A 13,539-nucleotide genomic window follows, 5' to 3' on the forward strand; every position below is an offset into this window, starting at 1 on the left:
GCTGCGCGTTTTTTCTGAAGGTAAATATTAATACCTTCATTTTGCCATAAAAAAGGCCGCCCCGACGTACTTAGTATAAATGACCTGTTCTGTAATGACACTCTGTAAATCTGTAAGTATTTCCCTGTCAGCATTTGTTGCCTTCGTAGTTGCCGGCTGTGCCGGGTCGGGCATTCCCATATCCACCAATACGCGCTATCCGATCGAGGTTCTGTACGAAAACCAGGAGCCGGAGCGGCCCTACTCCGAAATCGGGATTGTTGAAATCAGCAGTGAAGACTCACTCACGGCTGATCAGACGCAGGACAAAAGGATGATGTACCGGGGGAATGATGCCAAAACCAAAGAACTGCTTACCGCCCGGCTGGTCATGAAAGCACAGAAAATTGGTGCAGACGCAATCATTCACGTGCGTTACAAATATTTTACAAGCGTAAAAAAAGAAGGCTATATGCTGAGCGGCCTGGCGGTACGCTACCGGGGCGAGTAGCTTTTAATTTCAGGCGGGTATCTTTATTTTCGTAAAAAACTCACCAAAAGCTGCTCTCCATGTTCTTCAAGGCCGACCTGTCCGATTTGCCGGTAGAATCCGAATCGCGGGTCATTATTCGCTTTCAGGATTGCGACCCGCTGATGCATCTGAATAACTTCAAGTACTTTGAATACTTCTTTAATGCACGCGAAGACCAGGTTTCAAAGCTCTATGGTTTCAGCTACGAAGCCATGTACCGTGAGCTCCGGACGAGCTGGGTGGTGTACCAGCACCAGATTGCCTACGTAAGACCGGCGCTGATCAGCGAGTGGGTACGCATCACAAGCCGGGTTATCCATTTTGACGCGGATACGATGGTGACAGAGTATTTCATGACCAACGACCGGCGTACAGAACTGAAATCACTGCTCTGGAGCATTTCCAAACATGTGAGCGTAGACACCGGCAAGCGCGTGCCCCACCCGGAAGAAGTGATGAAGTACCTGGCAGCTACCTGCGTTCAGGGGCTGGACTTCGCCAGCCTCGACTTCAACGAACGCATTAGAACCGTGAAAAACAGCCTGATCAGCAACTAGCGGGAGTCTTTCTTTTCCGACAGCATTTTATTGGCCGTGGTATCCTGCCGCACAGAGTCGGCCGGGACTACATACGGAACTTTGAGTTCCGGTTTCTGAATGGGCAGCAAGCGGTTGAAGCTGTGGGTAAACTGCATGCTGACCCCGCCCGTAGTAGCTGTATTGAGGGAAAAAGGGTTTTGTACGTTACGGTTATACGCTTTGACCCGCACCGAGCCCGAGTTGTTCAGCCAGTATTCCAATGTCCATTCCCCGAGCAATGTTGCCGCATTGTACTGCACAACCCCGTTTTGTGCGCCCGACGTAAACCGCCCATCACGGGTTACCCGGAAGCGATCGTTGAGAAACCGGTAGGAAAAGCGCAGTTGCAGGTTATTCAATGCATTCTGGTCCAGAGAAAGGCCCGAAACGCCCACTTCCAGGTTTTCATTAATCCCCGAAGCCCACCGGCTTATTTGGTTGGACACCAGCTCACTGATGCTGCTTCCGAGGAAGTTCTGGTTCGTTTGACCGGCAAGACTCGTTTCGGGCAGAAGCTGGTTGACTACCAGCAGGCTGCTCACCTGCCGGCTAAGCTCCTGCTCATCGGATTTCAGCTTGTTCTGGAATGCTTCGAGCTGGCCGCGGTACGCACTAAGTGACGGGTTGTCGAGAATTTTCAGGTCGTACCGGATCGTGGGCGACATCAGTCCATTGGATAGTCCGATGGTAACTTCAACCGGATACCTCCGGGAAAGTGCGTCGCCTGCGCCTCCGGAGGTACTTGTGCTGGGCAGTACCCCAAGCAGGGAAACCATTTGGGTGTATCCTGCCTTTACGTCCAGCTGAGCCCCGTAAGGGTCGCCCGACCAGATAATGCGGCTGCCGGGCTTGATGCTGAACTTTTTGTTGATAACATTTTGCAATGTAAAATTATACTCCCCCCGCTCGATCTCGTAGGTTCCTGCCATGGTAAAGTCCCCTTTGGTATCAATGTTCAGGTTGAGCCGGCCGCTGCCATTCCCACGCAGAATATCACCTGTCTGGCGGTCAAAGATGATTTCGCAGGTTGCGTCCGGGGTCAGGTTGAAGTTAAAGTCCATTTTGATTCCGCCCGACAGCTGGCTGCGTGCGACGGAGTCAGCCAGCTGCGCACCAGCGCTATCTGCCGGAAGCTTGCTGACAAATTGAATGTAATCCTGGGTTACAACCTCGGTGGCACCATCCAGCGGAATGTAAATGCGTGTGCCTTTATTACTCGTCACATTAGCCTCAATGCTCATGTTGTCAATCGGCCCGTACACGGCCACAGGCCCGGTCACGTAGGCCGTACCATAAAACATCGTGTTGTCTTTACCGACGGTATTAAGGATTTTGAAATTATGCAGGTCTGCATTAAACCCAAGTGAGAAATATTTGAACCCGTCATGAAAAACCCCACCCCGGACCGTCGCTGTATTTCCGTCAGCATCCGTGACGATAATATTGTTTACAGTAATCTCACTTTCGGTAAAGTTGATCTTGTCACTAAATGTAAAAACCGATTGCAGGTAATCGAACTTCATACGGCCTTTATCCACCATCAGTGAGCCTTCCAGAACCGGGGCAGTCAGCATACCTTTGATCTGTACGGTTCCGTTCGCTGTGCCGCTCACGTCCGAGATCAGGCCTTCGGCAAATGGTTCAAGGGCCTTGAAATCAATGTAGTTGAACACCGCACGGAGATTGAGCGTGTTTTCGGCTAGTTGCGGCCGGTAAGCACCTGTCAGCAGAAACACCCGACGCGCATTCTTGTTAAGCTGCGCATCAATCTGCAACTCTTTCGAAAACTGGTCCCAATCGCCCGTACCTGCCAGGTTGCCGAATTCGTAGCTTGCATAACCCAGACTTTCCACATTGAACGCAACATCCAGGATTAGGTCGTGGTATACATTTTTGATCCGGGCCGAGCCGTCCATGATCCCCGCAAGCTGGGTATTCAGGACAGGGTTAAGACTGCCAAGGCCAAAGTTTTTCACGTCGATCATCAACGTTTTGTCGGCATCCTCGGAGGCGGTACCATTGAGCGATATGCGCTGCTTGCCACTCACCAGGCCCATGTTCGAGAACGTAATGCTGCTGCCTGCAAAGGAAATCAGGCTTTCGGAAGGTACAGTCCATTCTTCATCCAGCAGGTTCAGACGCGAATTTTTAAAGCTGACATCGAAACCAGCGGGCAAAAACCGGATTTCCCCCGCGAGATTGGCCATATTGGTACTTTTTACCTGATGCATAGCGCCATTGAAATCAATGTGATCTACATCCCAGGTACCTTCCATTTCAAGCTTCTCGGTAGGGACCAGCGCGCTGATCTGCTGCTGCTGCGAGGTCACCAGCACCGAGGCCAGTACCTCCGCACTGTTGACGAACTTGGAGGTGGTGACATCCAGGTCAGATTTCACAAACTGGTTTTTACCATACCGCAGCGTATCAGCCGAAGCGCTGAGTGTAAGAAAAGCCGTGTTGTCCATTTTGAAAAAACCCTCCGCCCGCGCACCTTTGGAAACATGGATATCAGGATTCAGGAAGGCCAGGAACCTGGCCAGGTTACGTGTTTCCACTTCATAATCGATCTGGTACCTGTCCTGAACAGGGCGGAGCGGCTTTCGGGCATAGTACTCAGCCCTGCTGGCGGCATTTTCAAAAAAATACAGCTTGTACTCATCCAGCACGCTGGTGATATCTGCCCAGGCCCGGGTAGGCAGAAACGGACCTTCGGCCCTGGCGGTCAGGAACTCACTTTCAACGCGAAGGCTGCGCAAGTTTTCATTTTGAGTGGATGAAAATACGAGCGTATCAATCACCAGGTTGCGTTCTTTGCTGGTCATTAAAAGATACGTATTCAACAGCCGGGCGTCGCCGGTAAGCTCGTCGATACTGTTGCCGTTTACATTGATATTGAGCTGGGTACGCAGCGTTATCGGGTCTGCGGTTAATCCCAGTTCCTGCAGATTGGCTCTTTCAATTACTCCCTGCACATCAAATGCATTGCGTACCCCGGTAAGGTCAAACTCCCCTTCCAGGCTGGCGAGCAGGTTACTGTCTCTGGCACTTACCTGTCCATTGAAGTACTGGTTCTGCAGGTTTCCTTTCAGCCGGATGTTCCTGTATTCATAATTACGGAAACCCACCCGGCTTACCAGGGCATTCATGTCGGTGGAAGCATACTGGATTTCGAGTCCCTTCCCGTGAATTTCGCCGTCAAAATCAAGTTTCTGCCAGGTATCTTTCTGATCAAGCAGCGTTCCCAGGTCCAATGCAATGGTTTTTACCTTGCCTGAATACGTTGTTGAGCGGGAATCTGCAATATGAAAAACCAGGTCACCGCCCAGCTGCCCGAGCTTTGTACCAGCCTGTGCATTCACTGTAAAATCTTCCAGTGTACCCTTAAATGAACCGTCCATGGTAGTAGTACCAAACTTTTTCAGGTTGTCATGCTGATCCCATTCAGGATAGTACTGAACAAGGTCAGCAGGCTGTACCTGTGTATGGGCCAGATGGATATCCATTTGTACGCCCTCCATCTCAGGCAGTCCCTTAAAGGCCACCGAGCCGGCCAGGGTACTGCCCTGCCCAAAGCGCAGGTTCATGGCAGAAAGTGTAAAATCGTCAACTTTTCCGTAAAAGTTACCCGACACGTACCAGGTTTCATGCAGGGCGTCGATGTACTCTGAGAAGAGGCCGAGGTCTTCCGCACTTACCCGGCTACCCACCAGGTGCCCCTGCATGAGTATTTTGTGATTGAAATCACCCAGCTCACCGGAGCGGTTATAGTTGAATATGATTTCATCTTTCAAATGCGAGCTGCCCACCTGCGCATCCAGCTCTTTGAGCTCCATTTTTTTCTGACAAAACAAAAAACGCGTATCAAGGTCACGCATGGCCAGTCCTGTCTGCCGGTCTGTGGTACGCAGGTTCCGGGCCTGAAAAGCAATGGTATCACCCTGCACAAGGAAATCTTTCAACTCCCCGTTCAGGTTTGTCAGCTGAAAATGGGAGTAATCAAATACCCGCTTGCGCCGGTCATGGGGTTTGCGAGGATCGTCATAGCTGAATGTCCCGTCGATCACTTTCGAGCGGCCGATGATAAAAGGCGTATTGTTTTCGGGAGCGTCTTTGGGGCGGGGCGTGGCAGGTGCGGTGAGCCGGTTAATGCTTTCGATAAAGCCATCAATATTGAGGTAGCCAGTTTCGGGCACGATGGCCAGCTTCACATTGGGCTGATATACATTCACTTCGTCCAGGTAAATCTCCCTGGACGCGTTTTCCATGATGTTGCGAACGTTGAGGTTAACGTCAATGCGTCCTACATCAATGAGGTCTTTGCGGCTGGAATCCTTTACAGAAACATTTTCGAGGGATACCACATCAAACCACTTGATGTTGACCTTTCCGATGGATATGGGGTAATGCAGCTTTTCAGAAATGCTGCTGGTGGCATAGCGCACTGCCCAGGTTTGTACCGAAGGAAGCTGAAGAGCAATGGTCGCAATTCCCAGCGCAAGCAGCGCGAAGATGATAACAACAACCAGACCATTGCCAAACGCCTTCAGAAATTTTAACATATACAGCTTCGCAGCAGGACACCGCTTATCTTATTGTTAATGCTTAATTTAGCGATATATTCAATGGTATGAACATTCTCGCAATTGAATCGTCCTGTGACGAAACCTCTGCAGCCGTAATCACTAACGGGAAAATCTGCTCCAATGTTGTAGCTACCCAACTCATTCACACCCAATACGGAGGTGTCGTTCCCGAGCTGGCTTCGCGTGCACACCAGCAGCACATCGTTCCCGTTGTCGATAAAGCGCTTACTGACGCAAAGGTAGGAAAAATTGACCTCGATGCCATTGCATTTACCCAAGGTCCGGGCTTGCTGGGCGCATTGCTCGTCGGAAGCTCCTTTGCCAAATCCATGGCGCTGGGACTGGGTATTCCCCTGATTGCCGTGCACCATATGCAGGCGCATGTACTTGCCCATTTTATCGACGACCCCAGGCCGCAGTTCCCGTTTTTGTGCCTTACGGTCAGCGGCGGACATACGCAGATAGTGAAGGTGAACGGACCTTTGCAGATGGAAATCATCGGTGAAACCCGGGATGATGCTGTGGGTGAAGCTTTTGATAAAACTGCAAAACTGCTTGACCTGCCCTACCCCGGCGGTCCGCTGATTGATAAGCATGCCGCTGCGGGAAACCCTCAGGCCTATCCGTTTCCATTGCCCGAGATGCCCGGCCTGGACTTCTCTTTCAGCGGGATTAAAACTTCATTTTTATATTTCCTGCAGAAAAGGGTGCGTGAAAACCCTGATTTTATACATGAAAATCTGGATGATATCTGTGCGAGCATTCAGTTTACCTTAATCGACATTTTACTTAAAAAACTGAAAAGGGCATCCCGAGAGACCGGGATCAAGGAAATTGCCATCGCCGGTGGCGTTTCGGCAAATTCGGGTTTAAGGAAATCGCTGACCGAATTGGGAAGTCAGCTGGGCTGGCAGGTTTATATCCCTGCTTTCGAGTATTGTACAGACAATGCCGCCATGATCGCCATGGCAGCGCATTTTAAATATTTAGCAAACGACTTTACGGACCAGACAGCCAGTCCGCTGGCCAGAATGGAGTTCCACAGCTGATATGATGACACTTTCGGAAATATGGATTTACCCTGTCAAATCACTCGGAGGAATCAGCCTGCGGGAAGCACACACAGAGGAAAGAGGCCTGCAGGATGACAGGCGCTGGATGGTGGTGGATGAGGAAAATGTGTTTGTCACCCAGCGTGTCCTGAACAAAATGGCCCTGATCGGCGTCGAAATCCAGGATGCGGGACTCAGGATTTTTCACCGCCACCATGAGGGAGATGAAGTGCTCGTACCACGGGAACCAGTCACCGGCGAGTTGCTCCATGTAAAAGTGTGGGACGACATAGCGGAAGCAGTGACAGTCACCCGCGAAGCCGACGAGTGGCTGACACGGCAGCTTGGCAAAAAAGTCAGACTTGTTGTAATGCCGGAGTCCACCGAGCGCAAGGCTGATCCGCGTTATGCACAGTATGGTGAGAATGTAAGTTTTGCGGATGGTTTCCCCTACCACCTCATTTCACAAGCTTCCCTGGACGATCTGAATGCCCGGCTGGCTGATCCGGTAACAATGCGCCGCTTCCGTCCAAATCTTGTAGTGACGGGCGCTGATCCATATGCCGAGGATGCATGGACTTATATTTCAATAGGTGATGTCAGATTTCAGCGTGTGAAACCCTGCGCGCGCTGTGTACTCACAACCATTGACCCACAGACAGCCGAAAAAGGTACGGAACCATTAAAAACACTGGCTACTTACCGGCGTATGGACAAGAAAGTCATATTCGGGCAGGACTTTGTTCTCAGCAACCCGGGCTTAATCCGGATTGGAGATCCCGTGACTTTATCCTGAAAGAAAACAAAAAAGGCCCGTAGCGGGCCTTTTTGCTGGTTATGATGCTTCTGTTTCGGAGGAGCCGGTTGTCTGAAACGGGCTTTTCATGATGCCCCGCTCAGAGTTGCGGACAAAGTTGACGATGATATCCCGCTCATTGGAAGGCGGCAGTTCCAGCTCAATCTTCTGCAAGGCTTCGGCATTGTTGAGGCCTTTCATATAGATATAGCGGTACACATTCTGGATTTCAACAATTTTTTCATTGGTATACCCTCTTCTCCGCAGTCCTACCGAGTTGATACCTACGTAGGAGATGGGTTCACGGGCAGCTTTGGTAAACGGAGGCACATCCTTGCGTACGAGCGATGCTCCTGATACAAAGGCATGTGCACCGATTTTTACAAACTGGTGAACTGCGCTCAGTGCACTTACAATCGCCCAGTCACCTACATGCACGTGCCCGGCCATTTGTACATTGTTGCCGATAATGCAGTTGCTTCCTACCCGGCAATCATGGGCCACATGCGCATAGGCCATGATCAGGCAGTCGGAACCGACCACGGTTTTCCAATGTTCCTCGGTACCCCGGCTGATGGTAGCGTACTCGCGAACCGTCGTATTATCGCCGATGATGGTGAAGGTATACTCATTATTGTATTTCAGATCCTGCGGTGTTGCAGAAACTACTGCACCCGGGTAGATCTTGCAATTCTTTCCTATTCTCGCACCGGAATTGATTACGGCGTGAGATCCTATCCAGGTCCCCTCCCCGATTTCAACATCCTTGTGGATCATCGCAAAAGGCTCTATTTCAACATTCTGACCGATTTTGGCATCAGAATGGACATATGCTAAGGAGTAACTCATTTTTTCTTTACCAGGCTTGCTATCATGTCCGCTTCACACACAAGTTGCCCGGCTACATATCCGCGGCCACTCATTTTTACGATCCCTCTCTTCATCGGAGACGTGAATTCGCATTTAAAAATTACTGTATCTCCAGGAAATACATTCCGCCTGAACCGGCAGGCATCAATCCCGATCAGATATGGCCAGTAATTATCCGGATCCGGAACACTGGTCAGTACCAGGATACCGCCCGTCTGAGCCATCGCTTCCAGCTGTAATACACCCGGCATTACAGGGTTTCCGGGAAAATGCCCCAGGAAAAACTGCTCGTTGATTGTCACATTTTTTACGCCAACCACACTGTTCTCATCCAATGCAATGATCTTGTCGATCATCTGGAAAGGATACCGGTGTGCCAGGAGCTGGCCGATCTGGTTTATATCGAAAACGGGCGCTTTTTGCGGATCGTATTGCGGAATATCGCCTTTTCCGGACTTGATAAGCTTCTTTATTTTTTTAGCCAACGCTACATTGGCAGCATGGCCGGGGCGCGCGGCGAGGATCTGCGCCTTAATGGGACGGCCGATCAGGGCCAGGTCACCAATCAGGTCCAGCAGCTTGTGCCTGGCCATTTCATTGGAATAATGCAGGTCAACGTTATTCAGTATGCCTTTGGTTTTATCAACACTAACCCTCGGCTTGTTGAGCAGCTGCGAAAGATGATCAAGTTCCCCGTCCTGTACCTCACGGTCCACAATCACGATGGCATTGGTAAGGTCACCGCCTTTGATCAGGTTTTGCTTGTAAAGTGCTTCCAGCTCGTGCAAAAACACGAAAGTACGGCAAGCTGCTATATCGTCCTTGAAAAGGGTGATGTCGTTCAAAGAGGCATGCTGGCTGCTGATCACGCTGGAATTATAGTCTACCATAACCGTAAGCCGGTAATCGGACAAAGGCAGGGCTACCAGCTCGGTATCTTTTTCTTTGTTTTTATAATGAACGTACTCGGGTACTTCGAAGTAATTGCGGTAGGCATTCTGCTCCTCAATACCCGCATCCAGCAGCGCATCCACAAACTTGACGGAGCTTCCGTCCATAATGGGCGGCTCGGGACCGTCGAGCTGAATCAGGACGTTGTCGATCTGCAAGCCAACGAGGGCAGCGAGCGTGTGTTCCACGGTATGGATCCTTGCTCCGTTTTGTTCGATGGTTGTCCCACGCGACAGGTCGACCACATTGTCGACGTCTGCATCCACGATGGGCATATCCGGTAAGTCAACGCGCTGAAATTTGTACCCGTGATTGGCTGGTGCAGGCACAAATGTCATTGTGGCCACAACCCCAGTATGTAAACCCACTCCCGTAACGGATACAGATTTAGAAATGGTTTGTTGTTTTTCGTTCATTATAAATTTCCTTTTCTTTTAAAAAGGGCCGGGGTTGACCGGGCTGGCTGAAAACGCCCAGGTCTGATGGTGTCTATTTGTAAGTTTCCTTATGAATCACGCTGGCTACTTCCTTGCTTTCCAGTTCTCTCAGCCGCTCCTCCATTTCGGGCAGGCGACGTACCAGCGCCATAGACCGAAGGTGTTCGTTGAGATCCCGGGCAGGCGAGCCGGAAAGTGAAAGCCCCTCTTTTTTGATGGATTTCCCAAGTCCTGACTGAGCACCTATTTTGGTATTATTGGCGATTGAAATATGTCCTACAATACCAACCTGTCCTGCAATCACGCATTGTTCGCCTATGGTAGTAGAACCCGAAATTCCGGACTGCGCTGCAATTACGGTATTTTTTCCAATCTCCACATTATGCGCGATCTGTACAAGGTTATCTATTTTGGCACCGGCCCTGATAATGGTGGAGCCCATGGTAGCGCAGTCAATCGAGCAGTTGGCCCCAATGCTGACATTATCCTCGATCACCACATTGCCGGTTTGAGGAATGGCCTTGTAAGTACCGTCACTTTGCGGGGCAAAACCAAATCCATCGCTTCCAATAACCGTATTGGCAAATATCACGCAGCTTTTACCGATAATGGTATTGTCGTAAATGCGAACCCCCGGATGAATTACCGAGTTGTCTCCAACCGAAATATTATCGCCCAGGTAAGCATTGGGATAGATTTTTACACCATCGCCGATCATGCAGTTTTTACCGATATATGAAAATGCACCCCGGTAGCAATCCTCACCAGTGAGGCTGTTGTCGCCTATAAAGCTGGGCTGCTCCACACCGGACTTGCTGCCGGACATTTTTTTCTGGTAAGCTTCAAGCAGGATGGTGAATGCGGTATAAGCATTCTCAACATAGATGAGTGTTGCGGCAATCTCTCTTTTTGGGGTGAAATCCTTGTTGACAATTACCGCAGATGAATTTGTCGAATATATGTAGTTCTCGTATTTACTATTGGCCAAAAATGAAATACAGCCCGGACGCCCCTCTTCAATTTTAGCAGCCGAATTAATGATTATCTGGTCATCCCCAACAACAGTTCCATCAAGCATCTGAGCAATCTCGCTGACAGTAAATTTCATATTTTACGGCTAATTTCGGGTAACGTTTATTAGAATATAAACTACAATAATGTATTAAGAAATCTCCTTGCCAGGATCCTGACTAACCACGCAAAGATACATTTTTAGCCCAACATACATAGTACTTGCGTACAATCTTGGTCAGGGCTTCAATGGTCGGAATGTCCGATGCATCAGTAATATCAAGCAGTTTTCCGTCCTTCATTTTTACGCAAATCGGGTCCTGCTCACGGGCGTAGGCCCAGTTCGTAGTTTGCCCGGTTACCAGAAAATGGTCCATCTCACTGTCCAGTACTCCCGACTCTCTCAGCTGCTCCCGGATCGGGGCCAGCACCGACTCGTCAGGTACCGTATCATAAAACCTGATCTTGAAAAGCCGCCGGTTGAGCAGCATTTCACAAAGGACTGACAATACGGGATCGCGGTGCTTTTTCCATCCTTTCACAGAAGCCCATACGTCATTATCATCCAATCCGTTGAAAGCATTCAGCAAATCCGGCTGCGAATCAAAGTCCGCCAGCGAATAACGGTTGGCCAGAAACCTGCCGAAGTCGGGTGTCGCAAACAGCTGCTCCCCTTCTTCACTGAGCTCACGGGCCCGGTACAGGATGCGTGTGAGCATGGCCTGGGCACTCAGTAATGTTTTATGTAAATAAACCTGCCAGTACATCAGCCGGCGGGCATGCAGGAAATTTTCTATACTCAAAAGCCCTTTTTCCTCCACGACCAGCTGGTCATTGCTGATGTCGAGCATCTTGATGAGCCGGTCTGTACCGATGGAGCCTTCAACCACTCCGGTATAAAAGCTGTCGCGTTTGAGGTAATCCATACGGTCCATGTCCAGCTGGCTTGAAATAAGCTGGTGAAAAAACCGCCGCGGGTAAGTACCCTCAAACATCTGGATAGCCATACCCAGCTTGCCGGACATCTGCCGGTTGAGATCCTTCATCATTGCCAGGGTGACTGCCTCATGCGGCGCACCCGGAATTACGACACTTTCAAGCACATGCGAGCAGGGGCCATGCCCGAGATCGTGCAGGAGGATGGCGGCCTGGGCTGCCTCCATTTCATAGTCGCTGATCGTGTGGCCTTTTTCCCTGAGTGTGGTTAATGCCTGGCCCATGAGGTGCATGGCGCCCAATGCATGATGAAAGCGGGTATGGAGTGCTCCGGGGTAAACAACTTCGGCCAGACCGAGCTGCTTGATGCGCCGGAGACGCTGGAAATAAGGGTGATCTACCAGATCGTAGAGCAAATCCGAAGCAATGGATATGAATCCGTACACCGGATCATTTATGATCTTCCTTTTGTTCAAGATGGTCTTTTTGACAAAGTAATACACAAGCAACGGACAAAGGAAGGGAATCTTATGATTAAACTTTGCAGAATTGCGGTGTTTAGCTATTTTTGCACTCCAAACTCGCATCCCGCGACGGGCCTATAGCTCATTCGGTTAGAGCAACTGACTCATAATCAGTAGGTGCCTGGTTCGATTCCAGGTGGGCCCACACGCAGCAAAAGCACTTGCATACTTCTATGTGAGTGCTTTTCATTTTTATAATGCTATGCAAGCGCAGCTTTACCCCTGCACTGCGGTACCATTCATTTCAGTTTTTCAAGATGAGTCAGAAGGTCGATGTGAGCATTGCTTTTTACGGCAAACCCTACCAGGCAATTGTAACAATCAAGACGTTAATGCTGCACAGCAGGCAGCATATTGACAAAATTTACCTGTCCAGAGAGCGGAAGCAGCCTCATGATGACTACGCAGGTATTTTCAAGATTATCGACTATTTCCGTAATGATCCGGATGTAAGGCTGGTGGTACAATACCCGTATCATCACCTGGGCCTGGGTGTGAAAGACCTGGAACGTGCCAAAACGGACACCCGCTGGCGCCAGAGCATCATGTACCAGTATGCATTGGAAACTACCGATAAAAAGTACCTCTGCATCATGCACAATGATATGCTGTACCATGGCGATATGATCGGAGATATGCTGGAAACGTTTGCCGCGTCACCCGAAAGCCTGGCAGGCGTAGGATCCATCGGACAGTGCTGGAGTTGTCCGGCCGGTCCCGACTGGGGCAATCGCTGCAACTCGTACAAGTTTGAAGAATATGTACCGGATAAAGAGGAGCTGCTTGAACTCACCGCAGCATACGACACGCCCCGCCAGGCTATTCAGCTGGATGTGATCCGGAATGGTCGCGTACATATCCTGCCCGAGTGCCGGCTCAATGAGTACTGCGCCATGATCGACGTGGAAAAGTACCGGAAAGAAACCGTTCCCCACGGTGAGATCGGATGCTACGGAGGAAACTGGGGAGGCATTGATACGGCCACAATCTGGTCGCATGATATGTACCGGAAAGGCTATACCTTCCGCCACCTGCACCTGGAAAATTACACCACGCACGCACCTTTCGACGGCACGGGGAGCGGCACCAAAGCCAATACCAGCTCGGATATTTACTGGAATGCCGAGCGCAATGCCGAAAAATTTATAGAAGAAAATTACGGCCCGATCCGTTTTACAGGCTATGTAGCCCGTGCCACGATGCTCGACAAATGGAAGCGGAATGCATGGCTGACGCTGATCCACGGCGTAGGGTTTGCAAAACGACTGATCGGGAAATAAGCTTCCC

The 13,539-nt window shown here is 50.2% G+C and carries 10 protein-coding genes and 1 tRNA gene; 6 read left to right on the forward strand and 5 right to left on the reverse strand.

The window, feature by feature from the left end; translation table 11 throughout:
* The first annotated feature begins 94 nt into the window (after nucleotides 1-94).
* Both HWI92_RS14260 and HWI92_RS14265 read left to right on the forward strand, forming a co-directional pair.
* The gene (locus tag HWI92_RS14260) at nucleotides 95-490 is read left to right on the forward strand and encodes a hypothetical protein (RefSeq protein WP_204656249.1); all 396 of its coding nucleotides are present in this window, start codon (nucleotides 95-97) and stop codon (nucleotides 488-490) included.
* A 59-nt stretch (nucleotides 491-549) separates the two neighbouring features.
* Entirely contained in the window at nucleotides 550-1,068 is a 519-nt protein-coding gene (locus HWI92_RS14265) for an acyl-CoA thioesterase (protein ID WP_204656251.1), read from the forward strand.
* Here the strand turns inward: HWI92_RS14265 and HWI92_RS14270 are convergent.
* The gene (locus tag HWI92_RS14270; RefSeq protein ID WP_204656256.1) at nucleotides 1,065-5,651 is read right to left on the reverse strand and encodes a translocation/assembly module TamB domain-containing protein; all 4,587 of its coding nucleotides are present in this window, start codon (nucleotides 5,649-5,651) and stop codon (nucleotides 1,065-1,067) included. The two genes, HWI92_RS14265 and HWI92_RS14270, sit on opposite strands and share 4 nt — an antisense overlap.
* Before the next feature lie 68 nt (nucleotides 5,652-5,719).
* Here HWI92_RS14270 and tsaD point away from each other — a divergent pair, with 68 nt between their 5' ends.
* On the forward strand, nucleotides 5,720-6,724 hold the full coding sequence (gene tsaD / locus HWI92_RS14275; protein ID WP_204656261.1) for a tRNA (adenosine(37)-N6)-threonylcarbamoyltransferase complex transferase subunit TsaD: 1,005 nt from the start codon (nucleotides 5,720-5,722) through the stop codon (nucleotides 6,722-6,724).
* A 1-nt stretch (nucleotide 6,725) separates the two neighbouring features.
* Entirely contained in the window at nucleotides 6,726-7,523 is a 798-nt protein-coding gene (locus HWI92_RS14280) for an MOSC domain-containing protein (protein WP_310589476.1), read from the forward strand.
* A 39-nt stretch (nucleotides 7,524-7,562) separates the two neighbouring features.
* Here the strand turns inward: HWI92_RS14280 and lpxA are convergent, their stop codons facing one another.
* From lpxA to HWI92_RS14300, 4 genes are all read right to left on the reverse strand, one after another.
* A complete protein-coding gene (lpxA, locus tag HWI92_RS14285) occupies nucleotides 7,563-8,372 on the reverse strand; it encodes an acyl-ACP--UDP-N-acetylglucosamine O-acyltransferase (protein ID WP_204656263.1) in 810 nt (269 codons plus the stop codon).
* A complete protein-coding gene (locus tag HWI92_RS14290) occupies nucleotides 8,369-9,760 on the reverse strand; it encodes a bifunctional UDP-3-O-[3-hydroxymyristoyl] N-acetylglucosamine deacetylase/3-hydroxyacyl-ACP dehydratase (RefSeq protein ID WP_204656265.1) in 1,392 nt (463 codons plus the stop codon). Before HWI92_RS14290 ends, lpxA begins: the two co-directional genes overlap by 4 nt.
* 73 nt (nucleotides 9,761-9,833) lie before the next feature.
* On the reverse strand, nucleotides 9,834-10,889 hold the full coding sequence (lpxD, locus tag HWI92_RS14295; protein ID WP_204656274.1) for a UDP-3-O-(3-hydroxymyristoyl)glucosamine N-acyltransferase: 1,056 nt from the start codon (nucleotides 10,887-10,889) through the stop codon (nucleotides 9,834-9,836).
* 82 nt (nucleotides 10,890-10,971) lie between these two features.
* A complete protein-coding gene (locus HWI92_RS14300) occupies nucleotides 10,972-12,207 on the reverse strand; it encodes an HD domain-containing protein (protein WP_204664572.1) in 1,236 nt (411 codons plus the stop codon).
* A 116-nt stretch (nucleotides 12,208-12,323) separates the two neighbouring features.
* On the opposite strand from HWI92_RS14300, the gene HWI92_RS14305 reads away from it, so the two are divergent.
* Both HWI92_RS14305 and HWI92_RS14310 read left to right on the forward strand, forming a co-directional pair.
* Nucleotides 12,324-12,397 (forward strand) — tRNA-Ile (locus HWI92_RS14305).
* A 112-nt stretch (nucleotides 12,398-12,509) separates the two neighbouring features.
* Nucleotides 12,510-13,532, forward strand: a complete 1,023-nt coding sequence (locus tag HWI92_RS14310) for a hypothetical protein (protein WP_204656276.1) — start codon at nucleotides 12,510-12,512, stop codon at nucleotides 13,530-13,532.
* Nucleotides 13,533-13,539: the final 7 nt, after the last annotated feature.

Source organism: Dyadobacter sandarakinus (assembly GCF_016894445.1).
Lineage (GTDB): Bacteria > Bacteroidota > Bacteroidia > Cytophagales > Spirosomataceae > Dyadobacter > Dyadobacter sandarakinus.

Coding starts and splice junctions, on each gene's coding strand:
- lpxA (WP_204656263.1), bottom strand. CDS start 8,372: ATGAGTTACTCCTTAGCATATGTCCATTCTGATGCCAAAATCGGTCAG.
- HWI92_RS14260 (WP_204656249.1), top strand. CDS start 95: ATGACACTCTGTAAATCTGTAAGTATTTCCCTGTCAGCATTTGTTGCC.
- HWI92_RS14280 (WP_310589476.1), top strand. CDS start 6,726: ATGATGACACTTTCGGAAATATGGATTTACCCTGTCAAATCACTCGGA.
- HWI92_RS14290 (WP_204656265.1), bottom strand. CDS start 9,760: ATGAACGAAAAACAACAAACCATTTCTAAATCTGTATCCGTTACGGGA.
- HWI92_RS14270 (WP_204656256.1), bottom strand. CDS start 5,651: ATGTTAAAATTTCTGAAGGCGTTTGGCAATGGTCTGGTTGTTGTTATC.
- HWI92_RS14310 (WP_204656276.1), top strand. CDS start 12,510: ATGAGTCAGAAGGTCGATGTGAGCATTGCTTTTTACGGCAAACCCTAC.
- HWI92_RS14265 (WP_204656251.1), top strand. CDS start 550: ATGTTCTTCAAGGCCGACCTGTCCGATTTGCCGGTAGAATCCGAATCG.
- tsaD (WP_204656261.1), top strand. CDS start 5,720: ATGAACATTCTCGCAATTGAATCGTCCTGTGACGAAACCTCTGCAGCC.
- lpxD (WP_204656274.1), bottom strand. CDS start 10,889: ATGAAATTTACTGTCAGCGAGATTGCTCAGATGCTTGATGGAACTGTT.